The organism is Jiangella muralis (genome assembly GCF_001270745.1).
GTDB lineage: Bacteria > Actinomycetota > Actinomycetes > Jiangellales > Jiangellaceae > Jiangella > Jiangella muralis.
This window is the reverse complement of record NZ_KQ434759.1, coordinates 172,738-193,514: the sequence shown is the minus strand read 5'-3', so window position 1 is coordinate 193,514 and position 20,777 is coordinate 172,738. Positions and strand designations below refer to the sequence as shown.

The 20,777-nt window shown below is 72.9% G+C and carries 20 protein-coding genes, 1 tRNA gene and 1 pseudogene; 8 read left to right on the top strand and 14 right to left on the bottom strand.

The window, feature by feature from the left end; translation table 11 throughout:
* The 7 genes from ACW62_RS17315 to ACW62_RS17285 all read right to left on the bottom strand — a co-directional run.
* On the bottom strand, nucleotides 1-507 hold a 507-nt coding region (locus tag ACW62_RS17315), incomplete at its 3' end, for a DUF8010 domain-containing protein (RefSeq protein WP_169792073.1).
* A complete protein-coding gene (locus ACW62_RS17310; protein WP_053205350.1) occupies nucleotides 504-911 on the bottom strand; it encodes an acyl-CoA thioesterase in 408 nt (135 codons plus the stop codon). The genes ACW62_RS17310 and ACW62_RS17315, both read right to left, overlap by 4 nt.
* Nucleotides 908-1,360 (bottom strand): acyl-CoA thioesterase, encoded by a 453-nt coding sequence (locus ACW62_RS17305; RefSeq protein WP_053205349.1) that lies wholly within the window; start codon nucleotides 1,358-1,360, stop codon nucleotides 908-910. Before ACW62_RS17305 ends, ACW62_RS17310 begins: the two co-directional genes overlap by 4 nt.
* Nucleotides 1,361-1,370: 10 nt before the next feature.
* Nucleotides 1,371-3,047, bottom strand: a complete 1,677-nt coding sequence (gene ettA, locus ACW62_RS17300) for an energy-dependent translational throttle protein EttA (protein ID WP_053205348.1) — start codon at nucleotides 3,045-3,047, stop codon at nucleotides 1,371-1,373.
* A 678-nt stretch (nucleotides 3,048-3,725) separates the two neighbouring features.
* Nucleotides 3,726-4,568: a single-stranded DNA-binding protein gene (locus tag ACW62_RS17295; protein WP_053205347.1), complete on the bottom strand. Its 843-nt coding sequence runs from the start codon at nucleotides 4,566-4,568 to the stop codon at nucleotides 3,726-3,728.
* Nucleotides 4,569-5,094: 526 nt separating this feature from the next.
* Nucleotides 5,095-6,867, bottom strand: a complete 1,773-nt coding sequence (locus ACW62_RS17290; RefSeq protein WP_083459858.1) for a GTPase — start codon at nucleotides 6,865-6,867, stop codon at nucleotides 5,095-5,097.
* On the bottom strand, nucleotides 6,864-8,549 hold the full coding sequence (locus ACW62_RS17285) for a GTPase family protein (RefSeq protein WP_205629422.1): 1,686 nt from the start codon (nucleotides 8,547-8,549) through the stop codon (nucleotides 6,864-6,866). The genes ACW62_RS17290 and ACW62_RS17285 overlap by 4 nt, the downstream gene beginning before the upstream one ends.
* 153 nt (nucleotides 8,550-8,702) lie before the next feature.
* On the opposite strand from ACW62_RS17285, the gene ACW62_RS17280 reads away from it, so the two are divergent.
* The 4 genes from ACW62_RS17280 to ACW62_RS35300 are packed head-to-tail and all read left to right on the top strand — an operon-like array spanning nucleotide 8,703 to nucleotide 12,138.
* Nucleotides 8,703-9,224: a YbhB/YbcL family Raf kinase inhibitor-like protein gene (locus tag ACW62_RS17280; protein ID WP_053205376.1), complete on the top strand. Its 522-nt coding sequence runs from the start codon at nucleotides 8,703-8,705 to the stop codon at nucleotides 9,222-9,224.
* A gap of 7 nt (nucleotides 9,225-9,231) precedes the next feature.
* Nucleotides 9,232-10,392, top strand: a complete 1,161-nt coding sequence (locus tag ACW62_RS36540) for a class I SAM-dependent methyltransferase (RefSeq protein ID WP_205629421.1) — start codon at nucleotides 9,232-9,234, stop codon at nucleotides 10,390-10,392.
* The gene (locus tag ACW62_RS17265; protein ID WP_420843598.1) at nucleotides 10,277-10,876 is read left to right on the top strand and encodes a helix-turn-helix domain-containing protein; all 600 of its coding nucleotides are present in this window, start codon (nucleotides 10,277-10,279) and stop codon (nucleotides 10,874-10,876) included. The genes ACW62_RS36540 and ACW62_RS17265 overlap by 116 nt, the downstream gene beginning before the upstream one ends.
* The gene (locus tag ACW62_RS35300) at nucleotides 10,876-12,138 is read left to right on the top strand and encodes an MFS transporter (protein WP_053205342.1); all 1,263 of its coding nucleotides are present in this window, start codon (nucleotides 10,876-10,878) and stop codon (nucleotides 12,136-12,138) included. Before ACW62_RS17265 ends, ACW62_RS35300 begins: the two co-directional genes overlap by 1 nt.
* A 374-nt stretch (nucleotides 12,139-12,512) precedes the next feature.
* On the opposite strand, the pseudogene ACW62_RS35860 reads toward ACW62_RS35300, so the two are convergent.
* A pseudogene (locus ACW62_RS35860) lies at nucleotides 12,513-12,845 on the bottom strand (NUDIX hydrolase); the annotation flags it as partial.
* Between the two features lie 40 nt (nucleotides 12,846-12,885).
* On the opposite strand from ACW62_RS35860, the gene ACW62_RS17255 reads away from it, so the two are divergent.
* The 3 genes from ACW62_RS17255 to ACW62_RS17245 all read left to right on the top strand — a co-directional run bounded on the left by ACW62_RS17255 (nucleotide 12,886) and on the right by ACW62_RS17245 (nucleotide 14,427).
* A complete protein-coding gene (locus ACW62_RS17255; protein WP_053205375.1) occupies nucleotides 12,886-13,428 on the top strand; it encodes a YbaK/EbsC family protein in 543 nt (180 codons plus the stop codon).
* A gap of 32 nt (nucleotides 13,429-13,460) precedes the next feature.
* Nucleotides 13,461-13,534: transfer RNA gene (locus ACW62_RS17250), tRNA-Arg, on the top strand.
* 128 nt (nucleotides 13,535-13,662) lie between these two features.
* Nucleotides 13,663-14,427, top strand: a complete 765-nt coding sequence (locus tag ACW62_RS17245; protein ID WP_053205341.1) for a hypothetical protein — start codon at nucleotides 13,663-13,665, stop codon at nucleotides 14,425-14,427.
* 25 nt (nucleotides 14,428-14,452) lie between these two features.
* Here the strand turns inward: ACW62_RS17245 and ACW62_RS17240 are convergent, their stop codons facing one another.
* The 3 genes from ACW62_RS17240 to ACW62_RS17230 all read right to left on the bottom strand — a co-directional run bounded on the left by ACW62_RS17240 (nucleotide 14,453) and on the right by ACW62_RS17230 (nucleotide 17,171).
* Nucleotides 14,453-15,868, bottom strand: coding sequence for a hypothetical protein (locus ACW62_RS17240; RefSeq protein WP_053205374.1), 1,416 nt, complete (start codon nucleotides 15,866-15,868; stop codon nucleotides 14,453-14,455).
* A 69-nt stretch (nucleotides 15,869-15,937) separates the two neighbouring features.
* Nucleotides 15,938-16,762, bottom strand: coding sequence for an SDR family oxidoreductase (locus ACW62_RS17235; protein ID WP_053205340.1), 825 nt, complete (start codon nucleotides 16,760-16,762; stop codon nucleotides 15,938-15,940).
* Between the two features lie 52 nt (nucleotides 16,763-16,814).
* Nucleotides 16,815-17,171, bottom strand: coding sequence for a hypothetical protein (locus tag ACW62_RS17230; protein ID WP_157574815.1), 357 nt, complete (start codon nucleotides 17,169-17,171; stop codon nucleotides 16,815-16,817).
* Between the two features lie 170 nt (nucleotides 17,172-17,341).
* Here ACW62_RS17230 and ACW62_RS17225 point away from each other — a divergent pair, with 170 nt between their 5' ends.
* Nucleotides 17,342-17,875, top strand: a complete 534-nt coding sequence (locus ACW62_RS17225) for an SAM-dependent methyltransferase (protein ID WP_053205338.1) — start codon at nucleotides 17,342-17,344, stop codon at nucleotides 17,873-17,875.
* On the opposite strand, the gene ACW62_RS17220 is transcribed toward ACW62_RS17225, so the two are convergent.
* The 3 genes from ACW62_RS17220 to aztD form a co-directional block, all read right to left on the bottom strand.
* A complete protein-coding gene (locus ACW62_RS17220; RefSeq protein ID WP_053205337.1) occupies nucleotides 17,872-18,717 on the bottom strand; it encodes a phosphatidylinositol-specific phospholipase C/glycerophosphodiester phosphodiesterase family protein in 846 nt (281 codons plus the stop codon). The two genes, ACW62_RS17225 and ACW62_RS17220, sit on opposite strands and share 4 nt — an antisense overlap.
* Nucleotides 18,718-18,797: 80 nt before the next feature.
* Nucleotides 18,798-19,460, bottom strand: coding sequence for an FxLYD domain-containing protein (locus ACW62_RS17215; RefSeq protein ID WP_053205336.1), 663 nt, complete (start codon nucleotides 19,458-19,460; stop codon nucleotides 18,798-18,800).
* Nucleotides 19,461-19,472: 12 nt separating this feature from the next.
* Nucleotides 19,473-20,705 (bottom strand): zinc metallochaperone AztD, encoded by a 1,233-nt coding sequence (gene aztD / locus ACW62_RS17210; protein WP_053205335.1) that lies wholly within the window; start codon nucleotides 20,703-20,705, stop codon nucleotides 19,473-19,475.
* Nucleotides 20,706-20,777 lie beyond the last annotated feature (72 nt).

The following is a 20,777-nucleotide window of genomic DNA, read 5'->3' as shown; positions in this document are numbered from 1 at the left end:
GTGCGCGAGCCGCAGCGGCATGCCGGCCGCGAGCTCGCGGTCCCAGATCTCCGTCGCCAGCCCTTCCAGCGCCGCCCGCCCGGCCCGCAGCGACTTGCCGTCGGCGACCCCGACCGCGCGGGTGCGGAACTCCTCGACGCCGCGTTCGACATCGGCGACGACGGCGGTGAGCGGGAGGCGGGCGAGCTCGGTCCAGCCGGATCGGGGTGGCAGGCTGCTGGCCCACCGCAGCGCGGGCAGCGCCGGCGGCAGCTCGAACCGTCCGGCCGCGCCGACCGCCCGGGCGGCGAGGTTGCCGGCCTCGACCACGATGTCGAAGTCGGCGGGCTCGGCGAGGGCGACGGCCCGCAGCGCGAGCGCGTCGAACGGGGTCTCGGCGAAGCAGCCGGCGACCGTCCCGTGGGCAACGATGCGCAGCACCGAGTCGGGCTCGTACTTGGCGACCCGGCGGGCGAACATCGCGAGGTCGCCGGCGGCGTCCGGGTGGCTGGGGACGAACGAGGTCACGACGACGGCTCGAAATAGCGCTCGAGCACTTCGCGCTCGGCCGGGCTGACCGGGCGCGGCGTGTTGGCGCGGACGTCGAACGCGACCAGCACGCCCGTGGCCCGCGCGAACAGCGTCGACTCGTCCTTCACTTCGTACGCGACCTCGAACGACGTCGTGCCGACGCGCGTCACCCACACCTCGACCTGCAACGGCTCGGTGCGGAACGGGACCGGCGCGAGGTAGTCGATGCTCTGGTGGGCGACGACGGAGCCCTCGTGCGCGACGTCATCGGATGACGAGAGCCGGCGGTGCGCGAAGTCGACCCGCGCCTCCTGCAGGTACTCGGCGAACGTCACGTTGTTGACGTGCCCGAACGCGTCGAGGTCGTCGAACCGGACGGAGCACTCGTAGACGTGTCTCACGCCGCCGCCTTCCCCGGTTCCGGCCCGTCGAACTCGATGAACGACTCGAGCACCAGCCGCTCCTCGTGCGCGACCCGGCGCGGACGCGCGTCGTCGAGGTCGTACGGCACGAGCACCGTCGACGCGACCGCGTACACCGTCCGCGCGCCGTCGCCGTCATCGTCGAGCACCTCGTAGCCGAGGTCGAACGACGAGTTGCCGACGCGACGGACCCACGTCTCGACGCGGACCGGCGCGGCCCGGTAGTGCAGCGGCGCGTGGTAACTGATCTCGTGCCGCGCCACGACGACGCCCTCGGCGAGCTGTTCCGCGCCCTGCTTCGGGGCATGGACGAACAGCATGTCGACCCGCGCCTCCTGCAGGTAGCGCAGGTAGACGACGTTGTTGACATGACCGTAGGCGTCCATGTCGGCCCAGCGCAGGGGCACCTGTGTCACGTGGCGCGGCACGCCGGGCCCCCTAGTCGCGGCTGAGCTTGCGGTAGGTGACCCGGTGCGGGCGCGCGGCGTCGGCGCCGAGCCGCTCGATCTTGTTCTTCTCGTAGCTCTCGAAGTTGCCCTCGAACCAGAACCACTTGGCCGGGTCCTCGTCGTCGCCCTCCCACGCGAGGATGTGGGTGGCGACGCGGTCGAGGAACCACCGGTCGTGCGACGTGATGACGGCGCAGCCGGGGAACTCGAGCAGCGCGTTCTCCAGCGACTGCAGCGTCTCGACGTCGAGGTCGTTGGTCGGCTCGTCGAGCAGGATCAGGTTGCCGCCCAGCTTCAGCGTCAGCGCCAGGTTCAGGCGGTTCCGCTCGCCGCCGGACAGCACACCGGCCGGCTTCTGCTGGTCGGGGCCCTTGAACCCGAACGCCGACACGTACGCGCGGCTGGGCATCTCGACCTGGCCGACCTTGATGTGGTCGAGCTCGTCGGACACGACCTGCCAGACGTTCTTCTTCGGGTCGATACCGCCGCGCGACTGGTCGACGTAGGACAGCCGGACGGTGTCGCCGATGCGGAACTCGCCCTCGTCGGGCTGCTCCTGGCCGACGATCATCTTGAACAGCGTCGTCTTGCCGACGCCGTTCGGGCCGATGACGCCGACGATGCCGTTCCGCGGCAGCGTGAACGACAGGTCTCGCATCAGCGTGCGCTCACCGAAGCCCTTGGTGACCTTGTTCGCCTCGACGACGAGGTTGCCCAGGCGCGGGCCCGGCGGGATCTGGATCTCCTCGAAGTCGAGCTTGCGGGTCTTCTCGGCCTCGGCCGCCATCTCCTCGTAACGATCGAGACGGGCGCGCTGCTTCGTCTGCCGGCCCTTGGCGTTGGAGCGGACCCAGTCCAGCTCCTCGCGCAGCCGGCGCTGGCGCTTGGCGTCCTTCGCGCCCTCGATCTTGAGACGGGCTTCCTTGGTCTCCAGGTACGTCGTGTAGTTGCCCTCGTAGCCGTGGAGGCGGCCGCGGTCGACCTCGGCGATCCACTGCGCGACGTGGTCGAGGAAGTACCGGTCGTGGGTGACGGCGATGACCGCACCGGGGTACTTCTCCAGGTGCTGCTCCAGCCACAGCACGCTCTCGGCGTCGAGGTGGTTGGTGGGCTCGTCGAGCAGCAGCAGGTCGGGCTGCTGCAGCAGCAGCTTGCACAACGCGACGCGTCGGCGCTCACCACCGGACAGCACCTTCACGTCGGCGTCGCCCGGCGGGCAGCGCAGCGCGTCCATCGCCTGCTCGAGCTGGGAGTCGAGTTCCCACGCGTTGCGATGGTCGAGCTGCTCCTGCAGCTTGCCCATCTCGTCGAGCAGCTCGTCGGAGTAGTCGACGGCCATCTTCTCGGTGATCTCGTTGAACCGGTTGATCAGCTCGAGAGTGTCGGCCACGCCCTCCTGGACGTTGCCGAGGACCGTCTTGTCCTCGTTGAGCTCCGGCTCCTGGGCGAGGTAACCGACCGTCGCGCCGGGAGCCAACTGGGCCTCACCGTTCGACGGCTGGTCGACACCCGCCATGATCTTGAGGATGCTCGACTTGCCGGCGCCGTTGGGTCCGACGACGCCGATCTTCGCACCGGGCTGGAAGTACACCGTGACGTCATCGAGGATGACCTTGTCACCGTGCGCTTTACGCGCCTTACGCATGGAGTAAATGAAGTCCGCCATAACGAGTCCAAGAGTACGGCCTCGGCCCCACCCGAGACGACCGCGTCTCCCTCTCTGAACACGGCAGCCCGCGCCGCCGCCCCGTTCCCGGCCTCCGTCGCTGGCCGCGGCGGGCCGCGACTGGGTTGGCTGCGACGGTCTGCCCTGGTCAGCCGGGTGCTGGACGGCGTAGTCACGTGATCGCCGGCCATTCGGTCCTCCTCTCGTCGATGAGTGCGGTCACCGAGCGGGTGACGCTTGCGCGGTGCTGGGCGGCGGGCGCGGCCGATCGTCCGTCTGCTCGGTTGGGCGGTGCGGCGGTGCGGCGGGTCGGTGGGCGGCGGGCGCGGGCACGGCCGATCGTCCGGTCGGTTGAGCGGCGGGCGCGGCCGATCGTCCGTCCGCCTGGTCGATCGCAGGCGCGACGCCGTTGTCGTTGTCGCCGCCGCTTGGCCGCTGCTGACGGCGCGGGACGACACGAGGGGGCGGCACGGTGGGCGGCCTCGCCGCGGAGCGCGGCACGGGCCCCGCGGCGAGGAGTTCGGTTGCGATCGGCAGCGCCGGCACGCCCCGGCCGTCCGGCTTCAGGCCGCCGGCGCCCCAGCTCGTGAAGGGCCGCGCCGTCGGTCGTCGTGAGGCAGCACGGGTCGGGGGAGGCCCGTGCCGTCGACCATCGGCGACCGACGGCGCGGGGTCGGGTCAGCCGGGGACACTCGCCTTCTCGCGGCGGGCGCGATCGCCAGAGCGCGGCGACGGCGTCGTCTCCACCGGCTCAGTGGTCTCCGCCGGTTTCGTCGTCTCCGCCGGCTCCGTGGCCGGATCGGCCGTCGCGGTGCCGGTCGGCCGTGCGGAGCTGGAGGCGGTGCTCGGGCCGGCACCGGGCGCGGTCGCCGATGCGCTGGGCGAGCGGCCGTCGCCCATCATCCGGTCGCCGGCACGCATGCGGTCGCCAGCCGCCAGCCGGTCGCCGACCGGTCCCGGCGCATTGGCAGGCACGTGGCCGTTCGCCGGTGCGGGGCCGGCCGGCCGTTCCCGACCGGGCGGCAACGCGCCCGGGAGCGCGCCGGAGATGATCTCGCCAGTGCGTTTGTCGACCACTCCCTGCTCGTCGTTGGTGCCGAGGTAGGCGGCACGCACCGAATCGACGGCGTCGTCGTCCTCGGGGAGGAACGGCTGGCGGCTGACCTTGGTGAACGATGACGTGCCGCGGTAGAGATCGTGGCCGAGGCTGCGCGCGGTGATCTCCGGCGAGACGCGCATGACATGCTGCTCGTCGCGCCATTCGCGGTTCTTGAGGCGGCCGTGCACGACCACCGGATCGCCCTTGCGCAGCGATGCCTTGATGTTGTCGGCCAGCGGCGAGCGCCAGCAGTAGACGGTGTAGAAGGACGTGTCGTCGTCGACCCAGGACCGCGCCCGGGAGTCGTAGCGCTGACCGTTGCAGGCCAGCCGGAAGCTGGCGAACGTCTCGCCCTTCTTCGTCTCGTCCAGCCGGGGTTCTGTCGCGACGTTCCCGACGACGGTGATCATGACCTCGCTCATCTGACATCTCCTGTGCTCGTTCCCGTTGAGGTGATGCACCCGAGACTTCCGTTCGAAGCGGCCGATCGAAAGGCCGGTTCGGCGGAATGTGGACAACTCCGCGAACTCGCCGAGGCTGTGGACAACGGCGCGGGGTCGACACCGCCGGTCTGCCACACCCGCTGATGACGGAGGGCCGCGGCTGCGGCTGGAGCTGGAGCCACGGCTGGAGTTGGGGCTGGGCTGCTGCCGTCGGGTTGGCATCGACGATCCGCGCACACCGGCGTCGCGATCGGGCGCTCCAGAGCTGTCAGAGATGGGTGCGCCGGTTCGGTCTTGATCCGGTCTTGACGCGGGTGAGGTGCCCCGCAGGAGAGCGAAGAACGGGCGCGAGCCAGCACCACCTACCGGTGAGAACCATGGTCATGGCGCGATTTGTGTCGCCAGAGCAGCATCAACAGCGCCATGATCATGGTTCTCACCGGGCCGCACGTCGTCACGAGCCACAGCGACCAGCCGCCCGAGGATGACTCGGGGCTCCGGAACGCTAGGAGCGGGCGCGCTCCAGGGCGGTCGCGAAGGCGCGGTACTTCGCCAGCTCGGCGTCGATGGGCTGGACGACGACGTCGGAGGCGAGGTTGTCGATGAGGTCGTGGAGTTGGCGGCGGACCCGGGCCTCCTGGCGCCGGCCGCCACGCCGGGCCGCGACGAGCCCGAGCAGGCCGAGCAACACGCCCAGCACCAGGCCGCCGGCCAGCAGGACCGTCGGCACGGGGAGGCCGCCCACCGCAGGCTCCGCGACGTCGAACCGGAGGAACGAGGCGCCGGCCAGGGCGAGCAGCCACAGCACCCCCGCCGCCGCGGTCAGGAGGGCGAGCCACTGCAGCACGTTGAACAGCCGCCACCAGCCCGGCCGCGACGCGATGCCGAAGTCGGTCCCGGCCCCCCGCCGATCGAGCTCGTCCGGCAACCGGGTACCGGCGGACGCGGCGACGGAGCGGACGGAGTCGCGCCAGGCGGGCGGGAGGGAGCCGGCCGCGGCGTCGGCGTACTCGCGGACCGCCGCGTCCGAACGCGACCGCTGCACCGGCGTCGGCGCCGGCAACGAGATCCGGGCGCCACCGGACGAACCAACGGACGCGCCGCCACCAGACGAAGCGCCGGCCGCGCCGCCAGCACCGGACCCGGCCCCACCGGACCCAGAACCACCAGACCCGGCCCCACCAGAACCAGAACCACCGGAACCGAGCACGGACCCACCGGCAGACGGCGACAGCGCGGACGACCGGATGCGGACCCCCAGCCTGGACAGCGGATCGCGTCGAAACCGGCCCAGCCAGCGGGTGATCGGCCACCCGGTCGCCACGCGCGCCCGCTGCAGGTACGACCGTCCCGCCGCCGTCGCGACGACATCCGCCCCCGACGCCGACGCCACGGCGGACGCGAGTTGCCGCCGCTCGCCGTCGCCCACCGACCCGGGCGCGCCGGAACCCACCGCGGTCGCCACCAGCTCGGCCGTCATCCTGATGTCGGCCTCGATGCGCTCGTCGACGGCGCGGCGCTTGGTCACGGCGGTCCGGATGAGGTCGACCAGCACCTCGACGCCGTCGCCGGTCGCGGCGGACAGGGCGACCACCGGGACCTCGTCCAGCCCGTCCTTGTCGAGCAGTCCGCGCAGGTCGGTGACGCACTCGACGACGTCGGCGCGGGTGAGGCGGTCGATCTGGTTGAGCACGATGACGGTGACGCCCTGGTGCGACGCCAGCGGCCGCAGGTACCGCTCATGCAGAGCGGCGTCGGCGTACTTCTGCGGGTCGAGGATCCAGACGAACAGGTCGACCATCTCGACGAGGCGGTCGACGGTGTCGCGGTGCTCCCTCTGGGTGGAGTCGTGGTCCGGGAGGTCGAGCAGGACGAGACCGTCGAGGTCGTCGCCCGCGCCGGAGTCGAGCACGCTCTCGCGGGCGACCCGGTGCCGCGGCGGCACGGCGAGCCAGTCGAGCAGCGGGATCACGCCCTGCGTCCCCCACACGATCGCCAGCGGGTCGGACGTCGTCGGGCGGCGGACGCCGACGACCGAGACCTCCATGCCGGCGATGCGGTTGAACAGCGTCGACTTGCCGCTGCCCGTGGCGCCGGCCAGCGCGACGACGGTGTGCTCGACGGAGAGCTGACGGCGCTCGCCGGCGCGGTCGACGACGACCTGCACCGTCTGGGCGAGGTCGGCCGGCAGCCGCTTGCCACCGGCCGCGACCGCCTCCTGCAGCGCGGTCACCCGTTCCGGCAGCGTGATGCGGCCTCGTCGGGACCACCTCTTCATCCGGCGTCCTCCCGGGCCTGCTCGACGGTGACGAGGGCGGCCCGCAGCGCGTCGCCGGCGCCGGCCTCGACGGGTAGTCCCCCGAGCCGGTCGGTGAACCGCGCGGACTCGGTCCGCAGCAGCTCCTCGACCCGTTCCGACAGGTCGGCGCGGGCCTGGGCGGCCAGCCGCCGCACGGCCTCGTCGCCGAAGATCGCCTCGAGCAGCTTCTGCCCGACGACGGCGGTCCCGCCCGCGACGCCGACCTCGGCGCCGGTCAGCCCGGCCGTCGACGCGAACACGACGATCATCAGCGCGAGCCCCAGCCCGTTGACCCCGAACGAGAGCAGCCGGGCGTTGAACCGCTTGTCCGCACCCTCCGACCGGACCATCGTCACGACCGCGTCCTGCCATTCGCGGACGGTCGTGGCGCTGCGTTCGGGGAGGTCGCCGACGGTGCGGGAGAGGTCGTCACCGGCCAGCAGGGCGCGGCCGGCGGCGGAGTCGCGCCACTTGCCGTCGGACTTCTCGGCGGCTCGGTTGGCCTCCTCGACGATCATCGCGGCGACGCCGTTCTCGATCGCCTCCTCGACCGCCGCCGCGGGCTGCGGACGTCCCTTCAGGAACGCCGTCACCTTGTCGCGCATGCGGCCGACCCGCGCCTCCAGCGACCGCATGAAGTCGCCGGTCCCGACGAAGTCCTGCCAGCGCGCGAGCACCTCGCCGCGCAGCATCGAGCCGTCGGCGGACGCGGCGTCGATGCGCTTGGCCGCCTTGCCGTAGACGTGCGCGATCTCGTCCCGCAGCCGGGTCAGCGCCTCGACCTGGTGGTCGGCGGCCTCGGCGAGCACCGGGAGCTGCCGCAGCGCCCCGCCGATGGCGCCGTCGAGCGTCCGCCGGACGATCTCGTTGCGGGCCGACTCGTCGGCGGCCAGCCCGTCAAGCCAGCCCCGCACCGACGCGACCGCCTCTTCGGGCAGCAGGCCGGAGTCGTCGGGGGCGGTCTCCTCGACGACGAGCAGCGGCGCGTCGCCGAGGCCGTGTTCGGCCAGCATCGCCGACAGGTGGGTGCGGACCTCGCTGACGGCGTCGGGCGCGACGCGGTCGAGGACGACGGCGACGGCGGCCTGGCGGTCGGCGGCGGCGCGGAGGAAGTCCCACGGGACGGCGTCGGAGTAGCGGGCCGCGGTGGTGACGAACAGCCACAGGTCGGCGGCCGCGAGCAGCTGCGCGGCGAGGGCCCGGTTCTCCGTCACGACGGAGTCGACGTCGGGCGCGTCGAGGATCGCGATGCCGGTCGGCAACCCGTCGTCGGCGACCAGTCGCAGCGCGCCGCCGGCCTGGTCGTGGATCGCCACGCGCGGGAGGTCCGGCAGCACCCGCAGCTCGTCGAACCAGCCGACGTCGTCGGGGTGGTGCACCAGGACCGGCGACCGTGTCGTCGGACGCAGCACGCCGGCGTCGCTGACCTTCCGCCGGACCAGCGAGTTCACCAGGGTCGACTTGCCGGCGCCGGTCGACCCGCCGACGACGGCGAGCAACGGCGCGTCCAGCTGGTCGAGGCGCGGGAGGATGTAGTCGTCGAGCTGAGCCAGCAGTTCGCGCCGCGTCGTACGGGCATCGTCGGCGTCGCTGACCTCGAGCGGATACTGCACCCCCGAGAGCCGGCCGCGAAGTGCGGCGAGAGCGCCGTGAACGCTCACCTCTGCGGTATCCACTGGCGAATCTTGCACTCTCGAACGGTCCCTGGCCAAGAGCCATCGTGGCATTGATGCCAATCGTTCACATGCCGAGTCACAGTGACGAGTCGATGGACTAACGTCGAGCGCGCAGAAATACCCGCGATGGAGGCCTCGATGTCGCTCGAACGTCCCACCCCGCCCGACCCGTACACCCTGCTTCCGGCCGTCCCGCCCATGACGCTGACCAGCGACGACGTCACCGACGGCGAGCAGCTCGCCGCTGACTTCATCTCCGCCGCGGCCGGTGGGGCGAATCTGTCGCCGCAGTTGTCGTGGTCCGGCGCGCCGGACGGCACCCGTGGTTACGCGCTCACGTGCTTCGATCCCGACGCTCCGACGCCGAGCGGCTTCTGGCACTGGGTCGTCGTCGACATTCCGGCGACGACGACGTCCATCGCGCGCGGCGCCGGGCTACCCTATCCGGCGTTCGCGGTGCGCAACGACGCCGGCACGAAGGAGTACTTCGGCTCGGCGCCACCGCAGGGCGACGTCCCGCACCGATACTTCTTCGTCGTCCACGCGGTCGACGTCGAGACGCTCGGGGTCGACGGCGACGCCTCCCCCGCCGTCGTCTCGTTCAACCTCGCGTTCCACACGCTGGCCCGCGGCATGGTCGTGCCGGTCTACTCGCACTGAGCGCCGCGTGATCCACCAGCACCCGCTCGCCTACCTGCTCGGTCTCGAGGGGGTCGCGTTGTTGCGCGCGTTCGCCGGCGAGCACGACGAGGAGTTCGTCGCGGCGCGGCTGGCCGAGGTCCGGTCGCTGCTGGAGGGGGCGGACGACTTGGGCGCGGGCGGCCCGGCGGCGAGGCTGACGTCCGCCGAGGCGTACGGCTGGTGGGCGGACGGGTACGACCGGCCGGGCAACCAGCTGATCGACATCGAGGGGCCGATCGTCCGGTCGCTGCTGGACGAGGTTCCGGTGGGCGTCGCGCTCGACGCGGCCTGCGGCACCGGCCGGCACGCGCAGTACCTGGCCGGACGAGGGCACCAGGTCATCGGCGTCGACAGCTCGCCGGAGATGCTGGCCGTCGCGCGGGCGAAGGTCCCGGCGGGCCGGTTCGTGACCGGCGACCTCGCGTCACTGCCACTGCCCGACGACGCCGTCGACCTCGTCGTGTGCGCGCTGGCGCTCTCGCACGTCCCGGACCTGCGGCCGGTGTTCGCCGAGTTCGCGCGCGTGCTGCGGCCGGGCGGCCAGCTCGTGGTGTCCGACCCGCGTGGGAGGCTGGGAGACGTCGGGCTGCCGATCGTCGTGCCCGGGCCGGACGGCGCCATGGGCTACCTGCCGAACCGCAGCCGGCTCGCCAGCGAGTACCTGGCGGCCGCGCTGCCGCTCGGCTTCGAGGTCCGGCACTGCGAGGAGCCGGTGCGCCCGTCACCGTTCGTGGGCCGGACGGCGCGCCGGCCGGTACCGCGGGCGCGGCGCCGCCGCTCGCACCGTCGGGCCGCCCGCCGAACATCTGGTCGCTGCACCCGCTGGCCCCCGACGCCGCCAACGCCGCGTACGAGGGCAGCCCGATGGCGATCGTGTGGCGGTTTCAGCTGGCGTCGTAGCCGCGCCTCCGATTGCAGAATCCTTTTGCAAAATGCGTTTGGGGTTCTAGGCTGCCGTCATGGACAGCCCTCACTCGTGGCCGCCGTCGTGGTTCGACCCCGACCGGCACGACCTGCTCACCCCGCTGAACGTGCGGGCGCTGGCCCACCCCATCCGCCTCACGCTGCTCCGGTTGCTGCGCGAGGACGGTCCGGCCACCGCCTCCGGACTGGCCGAGCGCATCGGCCAGTCCAGCGGCGTCACTAGCTATCACCTGCGGACCATGGCGACGGCCGGGCTCGTCGAGGAGGAGGCGTCGCTGGGGAACCGGCGCGACCGCTGGTGGCGAGCGGCCCACGAGGCGACGACGTTCTCCTTCCGGGTTCCCGGGCAGGCCGGCGACACCGAACAACTGGAGGCCGCCGAGCAGTACCTGCGGATGATCGCGCAGGTCGGCTACGAGCGCGTGCTGTCCTGGATCAGCACGCTGGTGGAGCGCCAGGACGAGCTGGTCACGTCGCCATGGCAGCTGGGTGAGGCCTCGCTGAGTCTCACCCACGACGAGGCACGGGAACTGTCCGGCCAGATCATCGCACTCGTCGCCCGGTATCGCCGCGACCAGCAGGGCCGGGCACGTGGCCCGGGCGGACCGGACGAGGTCACACCGTCCGGCGGACCGGAGCGGCGGCGCGCGGTGTTCCAGTTCCAGTTGCTGCCCGACCCCCATCCGGTCCGCGCCGAGCCGGGCTGATGGGTACCGCGCCTGCGCCGGCCGTCGTGGCCGCACCACGCCGGCTGCCGCTGGCCGCGGTCCTGGGCGCGTATCTCACCTCGGTCACCTGTACCGCCGTCTCCGCGATCGCCATCCCCTGGCTGGTGCTCAGCACGACGGGCAGCGCCACCCGTACCGGAGTGGCGGTGTTCGCCGAGATGGCTCCCTACGTCGCGATGCAGGCGCTCGGTGGCCCGTGGGTCGAGCGCATCGGGCCGCGCCGGGCCAGTTGGCTCGGCAACCTCGTCGCCGGGCTCGTCGTGCTGGTCGTACCGGCGCTGCATGCGAGTGGGCAGCTCGGCTACGGCACTCTGCTGGCCGTGGTCGCCGTGGTGGGCGCGGTGCGCGGAGTGGCCGACTGCGGCAGCGCACCGCTGGTCCCGGGCACCGCGTTGCTGAGCCGGACGCCGTTGAGCCGGGCGGCCGGGCTGCACGCCTCGGCCACCCAGGCCGGCACCCTGCTCGGCGCGCCGCTGGCCGCGATGCTGCTGAGCCTGCTCCCCGCGCCGCTGGTCCTGCTGGCCAGCGGATGCGGGTTCGTGATCGCGTCCCTGCTGGTCGGGCTCCTGGTGCCGGGCGAGCTCGGCGCCGGCACCGATCCCGTCGAGCCGTACCTGCGCCGGATCGCCGACGGCCTCTCGTTCCTCGTCCACGACCCCGTCCTGCGTGCTCTGGTCGTCATGATCGCCGCGACGAACCTGCTCAGCACCGGCTACCTGAGCGTGCTGCTGCCGTCGTGGGTGCGCGACAGCGGGCTGCCGGTGGCGGCCGTCGGCACCGTCGCCGCCGCGTCAGGACTGGGCGCGCTGGCCGGGAGCCTCGTCGGAGCCTGGATGGCGCCGCGGGTGAATCGGTGGCTCGCCTACGCCGTGGGCTTCCTGATCGGCGGATCGCCGCTGTACGTGAGCCTGGCCCTGAGCGACACCCTGCTCCCCGTAGTCGTGACGGCGGCATGTTGCGGACTGGCCGCGGGCGGCATCAACCCGATCGTCGGCGCCGTGCAGTACGAGCGGATCCCGGTCGAGATGCTCCCCCGGGTGCTGGGCGCGGTGAAGGCGTCCGCCTGGGCCGGCATCCCCCTGGGCCCGGTCGTGGTGGGCGCACTGACCGATCAGGCCGGCGTCCGGCCGACGCTCGTGTCCGTCGGAGTCGTCGTGTTCCTGCTCACGCTCGCCCCGTTCGTCGTCCCCGCCTTCCGGCTGATGAACGACCCGCCGCCCGCGGCCGGGGCGACGTCGTAGTCGAGGCGGACGGTCCAGCGGACGGCGTCGTCGCCGAGGGGTTCGACGCTGCTGGAGGCGTCGCGCGGCCGGCCGACGGTGACGTCGCGGCCGCGCTGGGCGCGGAACGCTTCCCGGACCACGTCGGCCGGGTCGGCGCCGTGATCGAGCAGCGCGCCTGCCGTGTCGCCGTCCGGGCCGATCCCGTAGGCCGCGACCCGCTGCTCGACGCGCACGCCGCCGGGCACGGGCGGGTTGGGCTCGTGGGGCGCGACCGGGACGCCGTCGCCGTCGTCGTAGAGCGCGAGGCCCGCCTCGACCAGCGAGACCTTGGGCGCCGCGGCCACCTCGTCGCGCGTCAGCCAGGCGGCGAGGTCGCTGGTGCCGCCCACCTCGTGCGTCAGCTCCCCGCCGACGACGTGGCCGCGGTAGACGATACGCACCGCGTACACGTCGACGCCGTCGTAGCCAGCGGGAACGTGCCGCTCGCTGACGAAGTGCTCGACGTCGACGCCGAGCAGCCCGTCCAGCTCGACGATGTAGCCGGTTTCCTCGAACACCTCGCGCAGGGCGCCCTGCCGCGGGTCCTCGACCGGGTCCAGGCCGCCGCCGGCCAGCGACCAGTGCGGGCCGTCCTCGTAGCCGATCCAGCGAGACAGCAGCAGCCGGCCGTCGCCGTCCTCGCAGATGACGTAGGCGGAGACGCGCAGGCGCGGGAAGAGGGCCACGAAGACGGGACCGTAGCATCGTGGGGTGACAACTCCGAAGATCGGCCGGCTCGCGGCGGAGCCGGCGCTGTCCCGTCCGGACCTGCTCGGCGGGCCGGTGAAGTCCGCCCTGGAGGGCTCCCCGGCCGCGGCGTCCGTCTACGTCGCCCCGATCGACCCGGCGCTCGCCGACACCGCCGAGTTCTGCGCCGCGTACGACGTCGCTCCCGAGGAGTCCGCCAACTGCGTCGTCGTCGCCGGCAAGCGCGAGGGCGTCTCGTACGTGGCGGCGTGCATGGTGCTCGCGACGACGCGGGCCGACGTCAACGGCGTGGTGCGCAAGCTGCTCGGCGTCCGCAAGGCGTCGTTCCTGCCGATGGATGCCGCCGTCGAATCGACCGGCATGGAGTACGGCGGCATCACCCCCATCGGGCTGCCCGCCGACTGGCCGATCCTGGTCGACCCGGCGGTCGCCGCGCTACCCTTCGCGGTGGTCGGCAGCGGGGTGCGCGGTTCCAAGCTGGCGCTCCCCGGCCCGGTGCTGGCGGCGTGGCCGGGCGCCCAAGTGGTCGAGGGCCTCGGCCGGCCCGTGCGGCAGAGCTGATCTTTCGGTCACAATGTCGTGTGTCTGCGATTGCGCCTGTAGCTCAGTTGGATAGAGCAGGAGCCTTCTAAGCTCTTGGTCGGGGGTTCGAGTCCCTCCAGGCGCACCCACTTCTCCCGTCCGCATCGCGGTCCGGATACCTGTTGACGATCTATCGGCCCGCTGTTACGGTCCGAGCCGTTACCGACCGTGCCCGCGCCGACCCGCGGCCGGGCTGGAACGCATGGGGGGACCATGGACGGCACGACCGACCACGAGACCACGACCACCACCCCGAACCGCCGGCGGTTCCTCGCCGCGGGCGCCGCCGGAGCCACCGGCGCCGCCGTCATCGGCGTCGCGGGCGCCGCGCAGGCGGACGCCGCGGCCGGCCAGGCGCTCGTCCTGGGCCGCTCGAACACGTCGGGCTCCGCCTCGACCGGCGTCAGCTCCAGCTCCTCGACCCCGACCGTCGCCGTGCACAACGCCGGCTCCGGCGCGGCCGCGCTGATGACGTCCGCCCGGTCCAACGGCTTCGCGGGCGGCAGCTACTCGGCCAACGCGTACGGCGTCTCCGCGGCGAATTACGCCAACACCTCCGGCACCGGCGCCGCCATCGCGGCCGGCGGCGGGCAGAACGACGGCGTCGCGGCGTCGACGATCCACCCCGATCGCGCCGGCGTGATGGGCCTCAACCAGACGGACGTGGTGGGTGCCGGCGCGGGCGTCCTCGGTGCCGGCATCAACATCGCCGGGATGGTCGCGTACAGCTCGACCCCCGACGACGCGGGCATCGTGGCCATCAACGAGTTCGGCCTGGCGGTGCTCGCCCACGGCTCGGCGCAGTTCAACGGCGACGTCGTGATCCTCGGCGACCTCTACGTCACCGGCACCATCTACTGCGACAACCCCATCCAGCCGCTGCCGGACCAGCTGCCGGGCCCGCTGGCGCCGTCGCGCGGCGAGAGCATCCGGGCGCGCGCGAAGGCGCTGGTCTCCCGGGTGCTGCCCGCCCGCTGACGCCGTTCGGTCGAGGGCGTGGCCGTCAGTCCGCGGCGGCCACGTCCTCGGGCATCGGGTCCGGGTCCGCCGCGGCGACTACCGAAGCGACCGCCTCGGCGCCGTCCTGCGAAGACAGCGACGTCGAGACCAGGGCGGCCGGGACCTCGGGCCGCCGGTCCGCAGCCTCGGGCTCCGGCTCGGGACGCAGCCGCGGCGGCGCTGCCGACCACGCCTTCAGGTGCTGGACGACCTCGCCGTAGAAGGTGTCGACCACGGCGAGGACGGAGTCGATGAAGCTGCCGCGGCCCCGGCCGCGCTTGCCGCCCATGGGCAGGCTCTGGGCGACCCGGAACGACCTGAGGTCCTTGGCCGGGTCGGCCACCAGCACACCGGGATCGTCGCGGACCGTCGCCAACAGCTCGGCCGAGCCGGCGCCCCGTCCATGCAGGACGAACGCCTCGATGCGCAGGTCGGCCGGGGCGGTCCTGAGCTGCCGCACCAGCCAGTTGACCCGCGTCGTCTGCCGCCCTTCCCGGGGCGCGTCGACGTCGACGTGGCAGGTGATGCGGCCGGCCCGCAGGTCGGCCGTCACCACCAGCTCGCCGACGGTGTCGGGGATGCGGATCGCGCCCGTGAGGGTCGCGTGCTCGGCCAGGTGGTCGATCAGCCACTGGGAGCGCAGCGCCGGCTCTGCCAGTTCCCGACGAGACAGGACCGGCGTCACCTCGGTGCCGAGCTGACGGCCGAGGCGGAGGCTGGCGAAGCGCAGCAGCGCGTCGAAGCGGTTGGCGACCTCGCTGACGCCCTTGTCGGTGGGCCGCAGCGTCCCGGCCGCGACGGCGTTGCGGGTCGCAACCCAGCTCTCGCCCATGTCGTCGAACTCGAGGGCGCCGGAGCGCGGGTGCTCCAGGTACCGGATGAGCTCGCCGAGGATCCACGCCTGGTCGGGATCGGCAATGCCGCGGAACTCCTTCTGCATGACCGCCTCGGTCAGCACGCTGGTCCAGGACAGGTGGTGTATCGCCACCTTGCGCAGCTTTCGCTTGTCGACCTTCGCCGGGTGCTGACCCGGGACGGCCGGGATCTCGTTCGAGATGGTCAGGACCGCATCGAAGCCGTGGTCGCGGGCGATGTCGAGGTAGTTCTCCAGCTGCTCTGCCGCCAGCTCGTTGCTGCCCGTCTTGACCTCGACCAACGCCGTCCACGTCTTCTGGCCGCGGCTGACCCGGACCAGGCCGTCCGGGAACAGCTTCTTCTCGCCCAGGACGAACGGCACCTCGATGTAGGTCTCGACGTTGCCCGCCGGCGCGCCGAACGGCTTCGTCAGCGCGCGGCCGAACTCGCGGACCGCGGTCATCACGGCCAGCAACGCCGAGGTCGCGCGGCGCTCCTGCTCCTCGGCGCCGTTGATGCCCGATGTCGGGATGAGCCGCGCCTCATGCCAGGTCTCTTCGGTCATGTCCACCCGCCCCCTCGTACTTCCCCCTTGGTGCGCGGGAGGTTAGTCGCGGGGTCGGACACTTCCGGGTCAGCGGGGCGCGAGGAACTCCCGCGCGCCCCGGAGGCGGGTACGGAGCACCACCTGCGTCGCACGGCTGTCGAGGCGGACGTCGAGTGGGCCGGGCGGGCCGGATGCGGCCCGGGTGCCGGCCGGCAGCGCGGCGCCGTCGAGGCCATCGCGGCGGGCGATGAGCAGCCCCAGGTCGTACCGGCTGACGGCGTCCGGGCCGGCGACGTGGTGGGTGCCGGCGCGGTCTGACGCGGCCAGCTCCAGCAGGGCGGCCGCGAGGTCGGCGACGTGGACGGGGCAGCGGATGTCGTCGGTGAAGAGGACGCCCGAGCGGCGGCCGGCGGCGAGGTCGTGGACGCGGGTTTCCTGCGGCGAGCCGCCGTCGCTGATGATCAGCGACGTGCGGACGACGACGGCGGCAGGGGCGATCGCCCGCACCGCCGTCTCGGCCGCGGCCTTCGCCGCGCCGTACGGGTTGACCGGATCCGGGACGGCCGTCTCGTCGTAGTGGACTGCGGCGCCGGAGAACACCGCGTCGCTGGAGACGTGGACGAGGCGGGCACCGGTCGCCGCCGCGGCCAGCGCCACATGCGCCGCGCCGTCGGCCGTGATCGCCCAGTCCGCCTGCCGGTACGCCGCGTTGACGACGACGTCCGGGCGGACCGCGCCGGCCACCGCCTCGGCCTCGTCGCGCCGGAGCACGTCCAGCGGCCGCCACTCGACGCCGTCGTCGCCGCCCGGCCGGGTCAGGTACGTCGCGGCGACGTCGTGGCCGGCCGCACGAGCCTGGCGGACGAGCTCACCGCCCAGGAATCCGGAGCCGCCGACGATGAGGACCTTCACGACCGATCACGATAGCCGGGGCCGGCGCCCCTCTCCCCCGGCCGACGCGGCCTCACCGCAGCAGCGTCCACAGCAGCACCCCCAGGCCGATCCAGAAGACCGCCACGATGCTCAGCGCCAAGGCAAGGCCGCCCATCGTCGTCAGGTGGCGGTCGGCGGAACGGGCCCGGGCCGGGCCGGCCGTCGGGCTGTCCCCTGGACGGACCACCGGCGGGGCGGCGGCCGCGTTGGACAGCGACGCCAACGACTCGAGGTCGTCCGGGGTGAACGCCGCCACCCAGCGCAGCGCCCCCTCCGGCGACGGCAGGACGAGGTCGACGACGGGACGGCCGGTGGGGTCGGTGGAGGCGACGAGGTACCCGTCGCCGAACGGCGACCACACGAACGGGCCGGAACGTGGTGCGGACACGATCCCTCCCGGGGGCGCGCGGCAACCTGCCGGGAGGTCCCCGTCCCCCGACGGTCCCGCTGTGCCGGAGTCAGTGACGACGAAGGCAACCGGGAACTACTCGGGCGCACCGTATCGCGAATCGCGACTGTGGACGCACCCTGTCAGGGATGGCTGAGACACTCTCCGCCATGAGCGAACGGCCACCCGCGCACATCGCCAGGCTGATCCCGCGGCTCGAGCTGACCGGGACCGAGCGGATCCTCGAGCTGGGCGCCGCCCCGGGTGTCGCGGTCGCCGCGATCGGGCCGCTGCTCACCGGCGACGGGCACGTCACCGCGCTGGACCGCTCGGCCGTCGGCGCGCGGCGGATCCGCGAGCGCAACCGGGCCCTCGTCGACGCCGGCCGGGTCACCGTCGTCGAGCAGGACCTGACGACGCTGAGCGCGACCCCGCCGCAACGATTCGACCTGATCTTCGCGTCGAACGTCAACGTGTTCTGGACGCACCCGCGCAAGGCCAACGTCGACGCGCTCGCGGCGCTGCTGGCGCCTGGCGGCCGGCTGCGGCTGTTCTACGGCTACGGGCCGGACGACGGCGCGGGCAGCGGCCGCGACACGGGGTCGCTGGTCGCCGCGACCCTGCGCGCCTGCGCCGCGCTGACGGCCGTCACCGTCGACGGCGGCAGCGCGACGTTGCAGATCAGCGCCGAGAGGGTGGGCTAGCGCGCGGACAGGAAGGCGTCCAGGCCGGCGAGGTCGTCGGTGTTGAGGTGATCGACGCCGGCGGCGAGCAGCTCGGCCCAGATCGCGTCGCGGGCCGGCCCGGGGGTGTCCGGCGTCGCCCAGAAGCGGACGCGGTAGCCGGCGGCGTGCGCCGTCGTGACGATCTGCCGCAGCTCGGCCCGCTCCGCCTCCGGGATCGGGCCGACGCCGCGCCAGCTGAAGTGGTGGCCCCAGTTGTCGCTGACCAGCGGCATGAACCCGGCCGGCAGCCCGCTGGCGAGGTCACCGAGGCGGCCGTCGTACCCGGCGAACCGCAGCCGCTGCGCCTGCATCGTCGCCTTCGGCCGGTCGCCGCTGATGACGGCGGTGACGGCGCCGGTCTGCACCCGGTCGCCGACGTAGCGCGTCATGATGTCCTGGTACCGGCGCAGCACGGCGTCGACTTCGGCGTACGTCGCCGCACCGGTGTTCTTGATGTCGATGAGCAGTTGCAGTGAGCCGTCCCAGTCCGGGTACACCGAGCCGTGGTTGGCGTGGACGAGGTCGCGCAGCGGGTCGAGGTACAGCGATTGCAGGGTCCGGCCGGGCTGCACCTCCCAGGCGTCGTGCGCGACCAGCAGTTCGCCGTCGACGAGCCAGACGTCGGCTTCGACGCTGGTGAATCCGTGGTCGAGCGCGTCGAGGAGCGGGCGCTCGTGCTCGTAGTCGTTGTGGGCGTGGGCGGCGTCGTGCGGGCCGTCGACGGCGTGCGCGGCGGCCGTGACGGCGACCCCGAGGGCGGCTGCCAGCGGGACCGCCACGACGGCGCGGACGATGCGGCGGAGACGGGACCGTTCGCTCATGACCGTTACCGTCACGGCGATTGACGACGGGTCAATGTCCGGTTCGCGACGAGCGGACGACGTCTACGCGAATGGTTGCGTCAGGTGCGGTCGGTGTCGGTGTCGACGGCGAACTCGACGGCGTCCCAGTCGCCGTAGTCGTCGAAGCCGATGAACTGGGCGTCGACGGAGTCGCCGGCGGCCAGCCCGGAGGCCGACGTCGTCAGCGTCGAGACCGTCTCGCCGCCGTTGAGGACGGTCGCCGTCCAGTCGACGTAGTCGACGGTCTCGTCGCCGGTGTTGGTCACCGTGGCGCGGACCTCGAAGTCGCCGGCGAAGTCGCGCAGCACCTGCACGTCGGTGAAGGTGAAGACACCGTCGGTGAACTCGCCCTCGAACGGGGTCGGCTCGGACTCCGGCGACTCCTCGGCCGGCGGCTCGCTGCCGCCGGAGTCGAGTTCGGCGCGGGCTTCGTCGAGCCGCCGCTTGAGGTCGTCGCGCTGCTGCTCGACCTCCTCGAGGCGGTCGCGCAGCCGCTCCAGTTCGTCGCCGTCACCGCCGTCGCCGGTCTCCTGCGGGGCAGGCGACTCCTGCGCGGCCGGCGCGGAATCGTCGTCGTCGAGGTTCAGACCGATGGCGACCCCGGCGCCGCCGCCCGCCAGTAGGGCGAACACGGCGACGACCGGCCACACCCACCGGCGGCGGCGTGCGGCCGGTGGGGGCGGAGGCGGCGGCGGGGCCGGCGGCAGGGGCTGGAAGCTCATCGGCGCAAAATGTTACTCCCTCGCGCCGGTCAATTCATTGGGGACCTGCGGCAACGTCGTCGAGGCGACGACCGACCCGGCGGCCAGGTCGACGGCGTGCAGCTCGCTCGCCGCGGGGTCGGTGACGTAGGCGGTGTCGCCGTCGACGTGGAGGGCCGGCCGCGGCTGCTGCCAGTCCTGCGGCTCCGTCCACGCGCCGATCACCGGGATCGTGCCCGTGACCTGTGCCGTCGCCGGATCGATGACGTGGATCGCGCCGTCGGTGCCGAGCACCAGCGCCTCACCCTGCGGGCCGCGGGCGAGCGAGCGGAACGTGTAGCTGACGCCGAGGTCGACCAGCCGCAGCGTGTTCGTCGCGGTGTCGATCAGCGAGACCCGCTCGGGCCGCTCCAGCTCCGCGTCGGGGTCGGCCTTGTAGTCGCCGAGGACGACGGCGGACTCGTCCGAGCCGGCCTGGTTGCCGATGCGGCCGTACGGGTCGGGGCTGGGGATCTTCGTGAACGCGCCGTCGCGGTAGACGAGGACGCCGTTCTCGCACCCGACGACGATGGTCTCGTCGTCGGCGACCGCCTCGCCGTGCACGCCGGGGCAGTCCTCGTTGCGGGCGATCTCGGCGCGGCCGGCGTCGAGGACCTTGGCGCCGGTGCGCGTCGTCTCGTCGCCGAGGGTGACCAGCAGCTCGTCGTTCGCCAGCTGGACGGCGACCCCGTGGTGCGGCTGGTCGGCCTGGACGACCTCGGTCCGCGGCGCGCCGTCGGCCAGCTCGTCGGCCCGGAACAGCTCGATGCGGCCGGACCCGTCGCTGAACAGGACGGTCGTGCCCGCGTGCCGGACGACGTGGCCGGGGTGGTCGGCCTCGAACTCGACGCCGGTGAACGCGGGGTCGCCGACGTAGTGGTGCTCGTGGTCGCCGTGCGCGCTGCTCCAGGCGCCGGCGTCGAGCACCCGGAACGCGTCGCCCGCGGAGACCATGACGTGACGGCCGTCGCCCGCCGGGTTGACCCGCGTGAAGCCGTCCAGCTCGACCGTCCCGACCACCTCCAGCGACGCGCCGTCGATGACCATCAGGCCGCCGTCGTACGTCGTGACCAGGCGGGACGCGGCCTCTTGGACCTCCTGGGCCCCGTCCTCTCGTGGGGACGACGTGCTCTGGCTGCGGGCGGACGAGCCGTCGTCGCCGCAGGCGGTGAGGAGCAGGGCGGCGACGGCGAGCGTGGCCGTGGTGGCGATGCGTGGTGTGGTCATGGCGTGGATACTAATTGAGAATGGTTTTCGGACTCAAGTCGACTTCGGGGTGGGTTCGGCGATCGTTCCGGA